Annotated in this window: 12 protein-coding genes; 8 read left to right on the top strand and 4 right to left on the bottom strand. The window is 57.7% G+C overall.

Annotated elements, in window-relative coordinates; all coding sequences use genetic code 11:
- Nucleotides 1-8: 8 nt before the first annotated feature.
- Together AC13RM_RS13210 and AC13RM_RS13215 are read right to left on the bottom strand one after the other, a co-directional pair.
- Nucleotides 9-1,283, bottom strand: a complete 1,275-nt coding sequence (locus AC13RM_RS13210) for a polysaccharide biosynthesis/export family protein (RefSeq protein ID WP_488555169.1) — start codon at nucleotides 1,281-1,283, stop codon at nucleotides 9-11.
- An 84-nt stretch (nucleotides 1,284-1,367) separates the two neighbouring features.
- Entirely contained in the window at nucleotides 1,368-2,048 is a 681-nt protein-coding gene (locus AC13RM_RS13215; RefSeq protein WP_113232802.1) for a sugar transferase, read from the bottom strand.
- 730 nt (nucleotides 2,049-2,778) lie between these two features.
- On the opposite strand from AC13RM_RS13215, the gene AC13RM_RS13220 reads away from it, so the two are divergent.
- Together AC13RM_RS13220 and AC13RM_RS13225 are read left to right on the top strand one after the other, a co-directional pair.
- The gene (locus tag AC13RM_RS13220) at nucleotides 2,779-3,069 is read left to right on the top strand and encodes an exopolysaccharide production repressor protein (RefSeq protein WP_374821393.1); all 291 of its coding nucleotides are present in this window, start codon (nucleotides 2,779-2,781) and stop codon (nucleotides 3,067-3,069) included.
- 90 nt (nucleotides 3,070-3,159) lie between these two features.
- A complete protein-coding gene (locus tag AC13RM_RS13225) occupies nucleotides 3,160-4,170 on the top strand; it encodes a glycosyltransferase family 2 protein (RefSeq protein ID WP_113232803.1) in 1,011 nt (336 codons plus the stop codon).
- A gap of 12 nt (nucleotides 4,171-4,182) precedes the next feature.
- Here AC13RM_RS13225 and AC13RM_RS13230 read toward each other — a convergent pair whose 3' ends face one another.
- Nucleotides 4,183-5,127 (bottom strand): polysaccharide pyruvyl transferase family protein, encoded by a 945-nt coding sequence (locus tag AC13RM_RS13230; protein ID WP_374821397.1) that lies wholly within the window; start codon nucleotides 5,125-5,127, stop codon nucleotides 4,183-4,185.
- A gap of 86 nt (nucleotides 5,128-5,213) precedes the next feature.
- Nucleotides 5,214-6,173, bottom strand: coding sequence for a glycosyltransferase family 2 protein (locus AC13RM_RS13235; protein WP_113232805.1), 960 nt, complete (start codon nucleotides 6,171-6,173; stop codon nucleotides 5,214-5,216).
- Between the two features lie 719 nt (nucleotides 6,174-6,892).
- Between AC13RM_RS13235 and AC13RM_RS13240 the strand changes: the two genes are divergently transcribed.
- The 6 genes from AC13RM_RS13240 (at nucleotide 6,893) to AC13RM_RS13265 (ending at nucleotide 13,056) form a co-directional block, all read left to right on the top strand.
- The gene (locus AC13RM_RS13240; RefSeq protein WP_208409494.1) at nucleotides 6,893-7,978 is read left to right on the top strand and encodes an acyltransferase family protein; all 1,086 of its coding nucleotides are present in this window, start codon (nucleotides 6,893-6,895) and stop codon (nucleotides 7,976-7,978) included.
- A gap of 28 nt (nucleotides 7,979-8,006) precedes the next feature.
- Nucleotides 8,007-8,789, top strand: coding sequence for an endo-1,3-1,4-beta-glycanase ExoK (gene exoK / locus AC13RM_RS13245; RefSeq protein WP_374821562.1), 783 nt, complete (start codon nucleotides 8,007-8,009; stop codon nucleotides 8,787-8,789).
- Nucleotides 8,790-8,895: 106 nt separating this feature from the next.
- Nucleotides 8,896-10,104: a glycosyltransferase family protein gene (locus AC13RM_RS13250; RefSeq protein WP_113232807.1), complete on the top strand. Its 1,209-nt coding sequence runs from the start codon at nucleotides 8,896-8,898 to the stop codon at nucleotides 10,102-10,104.
- 20 nt (nucleotides 10,105-10,124) lie between these two features.
- Entirely contained in the window at nucleotides 10,125-11,099 is a 975-nt protein-coding gene (locus AC13RM_RS13255) for a glycosyltransferase family 2 protein (RefSeq protein ID WP_374821401.1), read from the top strand.
- Nucleotides 11,096-12,034 (top strand): glycosyltransferase family 2 protein, encoded by a 939-nt coding sequence (locus tag AC13RM_RS13260; protein WP_113232809.1) that lies wholly within the window; start codon nucleotides 11,096-11,098, stop codon nucleotides 12,032-12,034. Before AC13RM_RS13255 ends, AC13RM_RS13260 begins: the two co-directional genes overlap by 4 nt.
- On the top strand, nucleotides 12,031-13,056 hold the full coding sequence (locus AC13RM_RS13265; protein WP_113232810.1) for a glycosyltransferase family 2 protein: 1,026 nt from the start codon (nucleotides 12,031-12,033) through the stop codon (nucleotides 13,054-13,056). Before AC13RM_RS13260 ends, AC13RM_RS13265 begins: the two co-directional genes overlap by 4 nt.
- Nucleotides 13,057-13,058 lie beyond the last annotated feature (2 nt).

The raw sequence follows: 13,058 nt of genomic DNA on the forward strand, positions 1-13,058 counted from the left end.
CGACTTTCCTATCGGATGGCAAGGCCGGTAGTGACCTTGATCAGGTCGCCCGGCAACACCTGCGTGTTTTCCTGCGCCTGGATTTCCTTCGACTGGCCGTTTTCGTCACGAATGATGGTGTAGGAGATGCTTACGCCCGGTCCGCTTGGATCGAGGTTGCTGGCGTCGGCGGATTGGGCCACGGCTTCCTGCATGAGCGATTGGCTGGTCGACAGCTTGAGCTGCAGCGTTTCCAGCTGCGTGTCCGTATCCTGCATGTCCTGGGCCAACGAGCTCTGCCAGTCGTTGTGCAGAGTGATCTCGTCCTGATTGGCCTTGTTGATATCCTGTTTGGCTTTCAGGGACGCGGTTTCCGTATCGAGAAGCGTCGCTTCCAGGTCGGAGGCGCGTTGTTCAGCAGAGATCCTGCGGGAGGCAAGCTCCAACCCGCGCTCCGTCAGGCTTTCGACCTTGTCGCGGTCGGCCTTGGCCAAATCAAGCTGACGGCTCTGCGTGTCGTTCTTCTTCGAAAGCGCCTCGACTTCGTTCTGCAGGAGCGCCTTCAGATCTTCCAGGGATTTCAGCTGCGTCGTCATACGCTTGGCGCGCGTATCCATCAGCGCCTTCTCGCTCGCGAGCAGATTTGCCGTTTGCGGCAACTGCCTGAGCTCTGTCGGCACATCGATATCATCCTTGCCAGCCAATTCGGCCACCAGGCGGGCCTTGCGCATCAACAGGCGACTGCGCTCCGCCATATAGACGACGGCTTCGCCCTTGGCATTGATGAAATCGCGCGCAAAGCGTTGTCCGGCATCGGCACGGCGCATGCCGCCGCCAAGGCTTACGGCTTTCAGCACCGTCAGGTTGGGTGCGAACGGATATTCACCCGGGTTCTGCACTTCTCCTGAAAGGTAGATTGGCCGGAACTGCGACATCTCCACTGAAGCCGATGGACGGTCACGCAGGCCGAACTGCTTCTGCAGCCCGAGGCCGATGGCGTCGGCGATCTGATCCGTGGTCTTGCCGACTGCGGGCATGTCCCCAATGAAAGGAACGGAGATCGAACCGGATGGCCCTACGGTGTAATCGCCCGAAATGGTGGACCAGTCACGAACGGTGCCTTCGGCGGTCTGCCATTCGGCGACGCGCACATGCAGCTTATCCATGACGCCCAGATGATATCCGGGAAGGGTTTCGGCCGAAGCCGAGACGGAAGCTACGCAAAGGCTGAGAGCAACGATAGTTGCACAGCACAGCGATGTATTGACACGTACAAGCCTCTTGGAAGGCCGAAATTCAATCATGCAGGATCTTCCCTGTTATTGGTAGGCAGCCCGCAAGACGCGGGAAAACCGCAGGAAACCTCCCGCGGTATCTGCCAGTCATCATCAATAGCTGCCGCGCGAGAGGCAGACTGCAGGAATGGTTTTGGCGATGATCACCATGTCGCTGCTAAGCGACCAGTTCTTCACATAATGCGTGTCGAAGGCGACACGGCTTTCATAGGAGACGTCGTTGCGGCCGCTGACCTGCCACAGACCGGTCAGGCCCGGACGGGACTGCAAATAATAGATTGCCGCGGTCTCGTAGCGTTCGAGCTCGTCTTCCACGACCGGGCGTGGTCCGACGACGCTCATTTCGCCGCGAATGATGTTGATGAGCTGCGGCAGCTCGTCGAGGCTGAGTTTGCGCAGGACGGCCCCGACGGTGGTGACGCGGGGGTCGTTCTGCAGTTTGCGCGTTGCGCGCCACTCTTCCATTGCTCTCGGATTGGCCTGCAGATGAGCATGCAGCACCTTGTCGCCATCGACGACCATGGTGCGGAACTTCAGGCAACGGAAGGTCTTGCCGTTATGGCCGATACGGCGATGACCGTAGAAAGCGGGGCCGCGGTCTGTAAGTTTCACCAACAGCATCAGCAGCAGAAAGAGCGGGCTGATGAGAATCAAAGCGAGCATAGCGGTAGAGACGTCGAAAACACGCTTCATTACTCCACCAGTGGGCGGAAAGACGTCGCTTTCCGCGGCGCTGAAAAAAGCCGATGTGGCCGATCTCGTCGCAGACTTCATAGAGAAAACTCCATTCATGTTGACGATTGGTCGGAAATTCTCGGACGCGTAATTAGAGCCGGGATGATCGGAGTGTAGGTTCCGATTTGGACTTTTTAAGCCAAACTTTTGTAGCGATATGACATGGCGGTATACATTTACCGCATCAGTGGTGACTTGGTTTAAATCAGTGATCAATTATAGATGGGTTGTACTGTATCATGTTGCGTATAATGGCACGGTTGATAGCTCTGCCACGTCATAGTCGACGATTTCTAAGGATGTTATAGGCATCGAACGTTAAGTTGTTCATTATCATTGGCTTCGATAGCCTGTGTTCGGTTTCCCCTCAGCTATATGGCATTCTGATTTCTTCATAGGATATATTGCGCTGCAGCAATATTTTGCGGTGCACATACTGAGATCGGATTTTTCAGAACTTTGTAATAAAAGTTGATTGAATTGATGATGAAACCATGGAGGCGTGGCTGACCTCACGCTTCGCAAAAGTTGCATTATTTCATTATGCATCCATATAATTGCGAAGAGAAAGATGAACAAATTCAATTGTAATTATAATCGACGTGTAGTTTTAACAGGCTGGGGGTTACGGTCGTCTCAAATCGCAACGGATCTCCGTAACTTGGTTGAATCTCAATGAATCATAAAATATATTTAAGACTTAGGTCTGATAAGGGAGGAAAGACCTTGATCATTTTTCATTTGATGGTCGAGCGGGCGGGGTAAGATTATGTATGCGCCCCGCGTTTTCATCAGCATGCTAGGCACGCTGCTCGTATTTGCCATCGCAACATATTTCCTGACGAACTCGCTTTCGACCACCCTGATCGAAACGGTCATCTGTGCCGTCCTTCTGCAGATCGGCTATTTCCTGGGCGTGCTCTACCTTGTCTGGAAGGAGCGCAGGGCGCACGCGGCCCTGTCGAGCGAAGACAAGCTGCCGGCCTCGGGCCAGGAGGACACCAAGGTCGCCGGTCTGTCCGCCTCCAGTTTAAAGCGGTCGGAGCCGTTCAACCCCTGAACCGGCTAGACGATTAGATCTTTTGATGATCCGGCGGTTGTCGGATCGTAGCCATGTCCTAAGTCTCCGCCTGAACCATTGGAGGCTGACGTGACCGACAGTGCAGAAAAAAGTGTCTGCGTAATCATTGCCGCAAAGAATGCCAGCGACACCATCGGGCTGGCTGTTGCCTCAGCCCTTCGCGAGCCTGAAGTGGCGGAAGTCGTCGTCATTGACGACGGCTCGACGGATGGGACCGCCTCTGCCGCGGCCAAGGCCGATGACGGCAGCGGCAGGCTGACGATCCAGGAATTCGAAAAGAACCGCGGGCCGGCCGCAGCACGAAATCACGCGATCGATATATCCAAGGCCCCGTTGATCGGCATTCTCGATGCCGACGATTTCTTCTTTCCGGGGCGTTTTGCTGCGCTGCTTGCCGCTGACGATTGGGATTTCGTCGCAGACAACATCGCCTTCGTCAGTGCCGACACCGTTCCTGACGCCCATGCGCGGCTCGATCATTTCGATGCGAAGCCGCGTTTTCTCGATCTTGCTGCTTTCGTTGAGGGCAATATTTCCAAGCGCGGCGTGCGCCGCGGCGAGATCGGCTTCCTGAAGCCCTTGATGCGGCGCTCCTTTCTGGATGCGCATGGCCTGCGCTATAATGAGGCGCTGCGCCTCGGCGAGGACTATGACCTTTACGCCCGTGCACTGGCCAGGCGCGCACGTTACAAGATTATCCATAGCTGCGGTTACGGCGCGGTCGTGCGCAGCGATTCCCTGAGTGGACGGCATAGGACAGAAGATTTGCGCCGTCTCTATGAGGCTGACCGGACCATTCTTGCCAAGGGCGGGCTTTCTTCAGAAGATGCGGCGGTGATCCGCCGTCACGAGCAGCATATTCGCGATCGCTACGAGCTCCGGCATTTTCTCGACATCAAGTCACAATCGGGGCTCCTGTCTGCCGCGATCCATGCGCTTTCGCATCCCTTCGCCGTCCCGGCGATTGCCGGCGGCATTCTGGCCGACAAGACCGAGCGCTTCCGCAAGCGGAGCGGAGCGCCCATCGCCCATGCCGGTGCAAACGGCCTGCGCTATCTTCTGCAGGCCGCTCCGAAATAGCGGTATCGCAGCTTACAGATAATCGCGGCGAACGCCTTCGATCGCATCGAGGAGGCGCTCCTTGCAGGCCGCAAGTGCGCTGTCCTTGCTCAGCTGCGGCCTTGCCTTGCTTGCCTGCCACAGAGCCAGGGCGGAAGGCATGGCAAGTGCCTGCTTTGCCATGATGCGCAGCGTGGTCTGCTCGGGATCGGCAAGCATGACGTTTTCCCCGTAGCGCTGCTTTCCGAGCTCTTCTGCTGCCAGCTTGCTGCGCTCGAAGCCGACACCCCAGAACTTCGCACCCTTGGCGATCGCCTCGGCGCGGGTCGAAACGGGGATGTGCTTGGGCTGGTAGGTGACGCCGAGCGAGCGAGCCCAGTCGTTCCATTTGAAGCTGTTGATGGAGCGCGAGGAGCTGACTGCAATCCATGGAACGCGGAAGGCATCGGCAAGGATGGCGCCGTGCATGGATTCCGCCACGATCAGTTCGGAGGCGGCAATTTCGCGGATCACGGCCTTCGCCTCGCCGCGGGGGTCAAGATAGGAAAGGCCGACGGTCTTGCAGATTTCGGGCCAGAGGCCAGCGGCGGCCGACTCCCAGTGTGGAATGAAGGTGCGCTTGCCGTTTTTGGAAATGTTCTGGAATTCGGGCATTTCCGTTACCAGGACGGCGGGATCGACAATGCCCATGGTGGCAGGCAAGCCAGCCTTTTCCGCTGTCAGCGGGCCGCGTACGCTGCGGATATCCCATTGCGACGTGTCGCGCATGTCTGGAAGGGAGCCATAACCGAAGCCGCTGCCGATGACGAGTTTGCGTCCCTCGTCGGGCAGGATCTCCGTGTTGAGGACGGTTCCGACGCCGACCAGCAATGTTTCCTGGTGAGCATCGCGAAGGCCGGGAAGTAGGAAATCCCAGAGCCAGAGATTGAGATCGTCACCGAAATTGCCATGGGTGGATTCCCAGTGGAACGGCTTCATACAGGACTCCTTGCTGATCCAAACGATAGCGGGGCATGCCGTGGCTCTTCGATGCGGCATGCGCAGCTCATGCTGCGCTGCAAAATCTAGGGCGCGAGCTTGCCGACGGCAAGCTGCATGACGCTTTGTAAAATCGCCGGGTCGCGCAAGGCCCATTTTGCCAGCAGTCCAAATTGCGGCAGACGCCGCTGCCGCATCTGCCGCGCCTGGCTCCAGAGCGCCTGCCGTCGGGCGCGGTTTTTATAGAGTCGGATGGACTCGACATCCTGCGGCCGCCGAGAAAATCTCTGCTCCAGTGTGTTGAGCGCCGTCCATGTGTTGAATTGCTGACGCAGAAATTGCGGGGAATCGTTATCGATGCTGTGAAAGATGTTTACGCCTTCGCCACGCAGTGCACCGGCATTTTCACACAGCAATACCCGCTTGGCTGCGAGAATGCAGTCGCAGAAGAACAAGACATCCTCTGCCGCCAGCCGCAATGACGGCTCGAAACGAATCTTTTCGAAAACCGGCCGTCCGATCACCATGCAGGACATGTGCAAAAAGCTCCAATCCTGAAGCATGACACTGGCAATGTTCGGAATTTCGACGACGGCGGGCCTGTCCGACAATCGTATCGTATCGGCCGACTTTCCGAGTTCGGCGATGCTGAAATGATAATAGAACTCCTTGCCGCCATCGATGGAGTCCCAGTAGCAATCGGCGTTGTAATGGGTCAGCGTTCCGAAGGCGTTGCTGAGATGCTCCGGTGCCCATTCGTCATCGGAATCCAGGAAAGCCACGAACCGGCTCTCGGCGGGCACGCTGTTGAGGCCGGTATTGCGCGCGCCGCCGGGACCCGCGTTGGTCTGACGGATCACACGGATGCGCTTTCTTTCTTCATTGCTCAGCGACTGCAGTTCGTCTTCCGCCGGAAGCGGCGATGCATCGTCGATGATGAGGATATCGAAATCCTGAAATGTCTGCCGGGATATTGACCTCAACGCGCGCAGCAGAACGCCGGTTTGCTTCTGATAGAACGGAATAACAATTGTGATAGACGCCATTTTTCCGCCTTTACGGTTTTGATTCAGGGGCTTGCGGTCTCATCCCCGAGGGCATGATCATTGGCTTTTCAACGGCATCCGCGGCAATTTTCCGGCCGATTGGCCCATCACGGAGGTCGTTGTGACGCCAACAGGTAGCGTCCAATCGGTGTCGAGCAATGTTGAGAAACGAGATTTTCTGAAAACTTTATCCGAGCGTGACAGCATCCAGACCATCCCGGGAGGGATCGTTGTGACACATTGCGCGCCATGATCGTACGTTGATGCATCCATAAGGGGAGCGACGTAAGCCGCTTTTCTTATAGGGATTGAAATGCTGTCGCATTTTGGTCATGGTTCGCCTACCAAACTCTGCTGCACTGCAAAAATTCTTCACCTTCCAGTAAAAAAACAAGGCGGGTCGAACCCTTCGTCGGAAACCGGCATCGAAATATCCAACGAGAGTCTAAGTGCCTTTCGCAGCAGAGCTTTTGCCCAATTCAAATCGATTATTCCATGCTTAAAGGCATGCAAACGGACATTTTCAGCACTGATCCGCATATGATTTTTTACTCATTTTTGCTGCGGTGCCATATTCCCTTTCCAAAGAGCGCCCTAGGTTAACCCCTGCAAGCTCTGCTCTGCTCTGTTTGAAATGGCTGCAAGGGGGGATGCAGCACGAAGAAAGGGTGACAGACATCGTGAATGTGACTGCCAACGTGTCTTCGCGGATAAACCTCATGCGCATCGTGCTCATCTCGGGCATAATCTTTGTCCATATACCGTTCGATCCGCATAGCAGCCCGTTCAACGGCGCCTATGGCTTTTTCGATTGGCTGCGAGTGTTCCTTCGTGACAGCTTGTTCCGTGTCGGTGTCCCCTGCCTGAGCGTGATCTCAGGATACTTGCTGTTTCGGAATGGAAAGGCACCGCAGAGCTATACAGAGACCATTAGCCGGAAGACAAAGACAGTTATTCTGCCATTCCTGCTGTGGAATAGCGCGTTCTTCCTATTCGTACTTCTTCTTCAGTATTACGGTATCGCTGATGGATATCTTCCCGATCTGTCGGAAGCTAATCCGCATGTAATATCAAATCTCCTTCTGGCTATCGATGGCGAACCGATAAATCTCCCGCTCTATTTTCTCCGCGATCTTTTTGTTTGCATTTTGCTGTCGCCGGTTCTGGCTTTTCTTATTCGTCGTGCTCCGTTACCGACATTGGTCTTTCTGCTTTTGCTGGCGGCATGGCCCATATCTATCGGGATAGTGTTGCGGAACTCCATCCTCTTCAGCTTCAGCTTCGGAATCTACCTGAGCCTCCATCGTATCGACGTGACGCTCATAGATCGCTATGCCGCCCTGATCGCGCCTGCCTTCATCGCGCTTGCAGCGCTTCTGGCAACGGCTGCCTACATGACAGGGCCTGGATTGCCGTTGTGGCTTGAAGTTTGTCGCAATCTGATGGTGTTGGTGGGTATTCCCGGGTTCTGGGCAGTATCGGCAATCTTTATCCGTAGCCGCATCGGGCAGGGCCTGGCAGGAACCGGCAGCCTCAGCTTCTGGATTTTTTGCGCCCATTATCCGCTGCTCTTCTGTCTCTGGGTTCTTTGGAACCGCGGCGGCAGCGAACTTTATCCGATTTTCTATCTTTTGGCGGCCGCACTTGCCTTGCTGCTGCTGCCCTTGACCAATGGTATGGCGCGTTACGCCCTGCCAAGCTTCCACAACCTGCTGACTGGCAGCCGGGTTCGCCCGCAAGCCGAAACCCGTGCTGTCCAGAACCGCGTCGCCGAAGATCGGCAAGTGCGTTCGAAGCAAAGGTGATGCCATGACGACATCGAAAAGAAGTTACATGCAAAGACTTGGTCTTGTCTCAATCGCTCTCATGAGCGCGTGCTTCCTGCCACAGGCTGTGTCCGCCCAGGATGATCAGGCGTCCGGCCGGTCATTCGTCGACAATTTCGAACGGCTGGATACCGGCCGCTGGTATATTTCCGATGGCTGGAACAATGGAGCGTATCAGAATTGCACCTGGTCGCGGAAACAGGTGAGCGTCAAGGATGGGACGCTGCAACTGCAGTTCACACAGTCCAAGACCGGTGATCGCAATTATGCTTGCGGCGAAATCCAGACGACGAAACGTTACGGCTACGGCACTTACGAGGCGCGTTATCGCACAGCCAAGGGGCCTGGTCTCAACTCTGCCTTCTTCACCTATATCGGCCCGACCGACAAGAAACCGCACGACGAGATCGATTTCGAAGTGCTCGGCAAGAATCCCGGCCAAGTTCAGGTCAACCAATATATTTCCGCCAAAGGCGGCAACGAAAAGCTGGTGCCGGTTGCAGGCGGTGCCGACCAGGACTTCAACGACTATGCCTTCGTCTGGGAAAAGGATCGTCTGCGCTACTACGTGAACGGCAAGCTCGTTCAGGAAGTCACCGATCCTTCGAAGATACCGACGAATGCGCAGAAGATCTTCTTCAGCCTCTGGGGCACCGATACGCTCAGCGGCTGGATGGGCAAGTTCGCCTATAGCGGCGAGCCGGCAACCATGGAGATCAAGCGCGTCGCCTTCACTGCGCCGGGAGAGAAGTGCCTGTTCCCGGAATCGATCACCTGCAAGCTCGATTGAACCTGGCCGGCCGCGTGGCATCTCGCGCGGCCGGTTGCAATGCCACCATGCAACACCAACCACACAAGGCGCGCGGTCCCGGCCGGGCGCAAAAGCGGAAATTTTGATGCTGCATATACTGTATTTCGTCCATGATCTTGCCGACCCGGCTGTGCGCAGGCGGGTGCTGATGCTGCAGGCCGGCGGGGCACTCGTGACGCTTGCGGGGTTCCGGCGCGACGACAATGCGTTGGCTGCCATTAACGGCGTCGAGCCGATCGAGCTCGGCAAGACGCAGGATGCCCAGTTTGCGCAGCGTATCGCGGCGGTGGCCAGATCGGCGGCGAAGTTGCGTAGTGCGCTGCGCTCGGTCGCAAGGCCGGACCTCATCATCGGCCGCAATCTCGAAATGCTGGCGCTGGCCAATCGCGCCAAGTCCGTTTTCGGCGGCGATATGCCGATCGTCTATGAATGCCTCGATATTCATCGGCTGCTGCTGCGCGACGATGTCGTGGGCAGCGCGCTTCGCAGCGCGGAGCGTTACTTCGGTTCGCAGGCGGCATTGCTGGTGACCAGTTCGCCTGCCTTCATCGAGCGCTATTTCCGTCCGCGCTCCGGACTGCATGTGCCGGTCATGCTGCTCGAAAACAAGGTGCTGGCGCTTGAGCCTGCGGCGCGCGCCATCACATCGGCCGCAAGACCGCCGGCTGCGGGCAAGCCCTGGAAGATTGGCTGGTTCGGCGCCCTTCGCTGCCGCAAGTCCTTGGCCTTGCTCGATCAATTCTCGCGCCGGATGGAGGGCCGTTTCGAGATTGTCCTGCGCGGCAGACCGGCCTATTCCGAGTTCGAGGACTTCGACCGCACCGTCCGCGATGCACCCTTCATGCATTTTGGCGGCGCCTACAAGAACCCTGAGGATCTCTCGGCGATCTACGGCGAAGTCCAGTTTTCCTGGGCGATCGACTTTTTCGAAGAGGGACTGAATTCCAGCTGGCTGCTGCCGAACCGCCTTTACGAAGGTGGTCTTTACGGCGCCGTGCCGATCGCGATCAAGGAGACGGAGACGGCAAGATTTCTTGCCAGCCGAAAGATCGGGCTAACGCTTGACAGAGCCGATGCCGACCATCTGGCGGCGCTTTTGAGTGAAATGGACGTGAAGCGCTATCTCGCCGCTTTCGAGGCTGTGGCGTCCCAGGATCATAAACAATGGATGGTGGATCGCGCCGACTGTCAGTTGCTGGTGCAGCGGCTGGCATCGTTGACGCGCGCCAACGAGCAGATGACCGAGATACAGGCCCTCCCACAACTGCATCGCAATAGAGGTGGATTGCAATGACGACTGGAAGTTCAGGGGATATGCGTTGCGTAATCGTTATTCCTTGCCTCAATGAGGAAAAGCATATCGAGCCGCTGATCGACAAGCTGGGGCGGGCTCTCGACGAACTCGATGCGAAGATCGTGGTGGCTGATGGCGGCAGCACCGATCGCACGCGCGAGATCGTGCGGTATATAGCCGAGAGAGATCCGCGCGTTCTCCTGCTCGACAATCCGAAGCGGCTGCAGAGTGCGGCGATCAATCTCGCCATCGAGACTTTCGGTGACGATCATGAATATTTCATCCGTATCGACGCCCATGGCGATTATCCGGAGGATTACTGCCAGACGCTGGTGCAAGAGGCTGGTGCGACGGGCGCGGATTCCGTCGTCGTTGCCATGCGCACCATGGGTTTCAGCGCCTTCCAGAAGGCAACGGCCGTCGCCCAGAACTCCAAGCTCGGCAATGGCGGCTCCAAGCATCGCGAAGGAGCCAAGGGCCATTGGGCGGAGCATGGGCATCATGCGCTGATGCGCGTTGCCGCCTTCCGTGCCGTCGGCGGCTACGATGAAAGCTTCAGCCATAACGAGGATGCCGAGCTGGATTATCGGCTGAACAAGGCGGGCTATCGGATCTGGCTCACCGACAAGACCGCCATGACCTACTATCCGCGCGCCAGCGTCCCGACGCTCTTCAAGCAATATCTCGGTTATGGCCGCGGCCGCGCGCGCAATATTCTCAAGCACCGCAGCATGCCGAGCATGCGCCAGATGCTGCCGCTTGCGGTCGTGCCGATTTTCATCGGTGCCTTCCTGGCGGTCCTCAACTGGATTGCGGTCATCCCAGTTGGTCTGTGGGCTGTCGCTTGCATCGCCTACGGTTTCTGGATCGCTCTCGGCCAGAAGAACCCCTACGGTCCTCTGGCTGCAATTTCCGCCATGGTCATGCATTTCGCCTGGTCCATGGGCTTCTGGATGGAAGTTTTCAGCTTCCGCAATCGCAGGGTCGCGTCATGACACAAGTCCATCGGCGCCCCATTAAGATCGACATAGCGGTCTGCACCTATCGGCGGGCGGAGCTCGATCAGACACTGCTGTCGCTTGCCGTGCTCAACGTCCCCACAGGTGCGGTCATCCGGATCATCGTCGCCGACAATGATGTGACGCCAAGCGCGCGGGGCCGCGTCGACGCCATGCGTTCGGCCGTGCCCTTCGAGATTGTCTACGTCCATTGCCCGGCATCGAACATCTCGATCGCGCGCAATGCCTGCCTCGATCATGCAAGCGGCGATTTCCTCGCCTTCATCGATGACGACGAGACTGCCTCGGAGGACTGGCTGACGGAAATGCTCATCATGGCCGACACGACGGGCGCCGACGCCGTTCTTGGTCCCGTGCAGGCGGTCTACGCGAATGTCGCTCCGGCATGGATGCAGCGCGGCGATTTCCATTCGACCTTACCTGTCTGGGTCGCGGGAGAAATCCTGACCGGCTACACCTGCAATGTGTTGCTGCGCCGCGGTGCGCCTTCGCTTGCCGGCCGGCGTTTCAATATCGCACTCGGCCGCAGCGGCGGCGAAGATACCGAGTTTTTCATCCATATGCATAAGGCGGGCGGCCGGATTGCTTATGCCGAGGATGCGCTGGTCTACGAACCCGTTCCCAACAATCGCGCCACCGTTTCCTGGCTGTCGAAGCGCCGGTATCGCATGGGCCAGACGCATGGACGCATGCTGCTGGAGGCCGCGAGCGGTTTCGGGCGCTGGCGAGCAATCGCGCTTGCGGGCACGAAATCCGCCTATTGCTTCGTTGTCGCGGCTTTGCTTTCGGCATCGCCCATCAAGCGGCATCGCTATGGCCTGCGCGGCATCATGCATGCCGGCGTCGTCAGCGGTCTCTTCGGAGTTCGCGAAATAGAACAATACGGAAATCTGGAGAAGGCACCTCAATGACGGATTTCATCCCCGATGTCAGCTTCGTCATCGCTGCCTATAATGCCGAGGAAACGCTCGAGCGCGCCATCGACAGCGCGCTGGCCCAAGGTGCCGTCAGCATGGAAGTTATCGTCGTCGACGATTGCTCGACGGACGGCACGCGCGAGATCGCCGGCAATCATCCCGATCCACGGGTACGCCTCGTTGCCATGGCCCGCAACGGCGGTCCGGGCGCTGCCCGCAATGCCGGGCTGGATGCTGCCCGGGGCCGCTGGGTTGCCGTGCTCGATTCCGATGATGCCCTGCGTCCGGACCGCATGGCCCGCCTGATCGCCAGAGCGGAAAAAGCCGGGGCACAGATCGCGGTCGACAATCTCGACGTCATCCGCGAGGACGCGGGTACGATATTGCCGATGTTCCCGGAGCCGATGCTGGCACGCATGCCGACGCTGACGCTGGCAAAGTTCATCGCCTCCAACATGATTTTCCAGTCGGAGCACAATTTCGGCTATATGAAGCCGGTCTTCGAGCGAGCTTTCGTCGAAAAGCATCGCCTGCGCTTCGATGAGACCCTGCGGATTGGCGAGGATTACATTTTCCTTGCTTCCGCGCTTGCTCGTGGCGGCCTCTGCGCCGTCGAGCCGACCGTAGGCTACTTGTATTACATTCGCGATGGGTCGATCTCGCGTGTTCTCAGGCAAGACCATGTCGAAGCCATGCTTGCCGCAGACACAAGATTCTTCGCCGAACATCCCTTCGGGGCTGCTGCCCTTGCCGCGCAGCGGCGACGCACGCGCAATCTGAAGGACGTCATCGCATTCCTGAAGCTGGTCGACAGCATCAAGGAACGTGAATTGCAGGCGATGCTCAAGATCGCATGCCTCAACCCGCGGGCGGTGCGCCATCTCAGCATGCCGATCTTTGCGCGTTTTCGTCGGTTGGCCGCATCTCTGCGGAGCGGTCGCCAGCCGTCGCCTACCTCCCAACTTTCCTCCCCTCTGCCCAATATGGGCGCAGGCCCTCACTCTAACAAAGGATAGAG

Source organism: Martinezella sp. CNPSo 3732 (assembly GCF_057784515.1).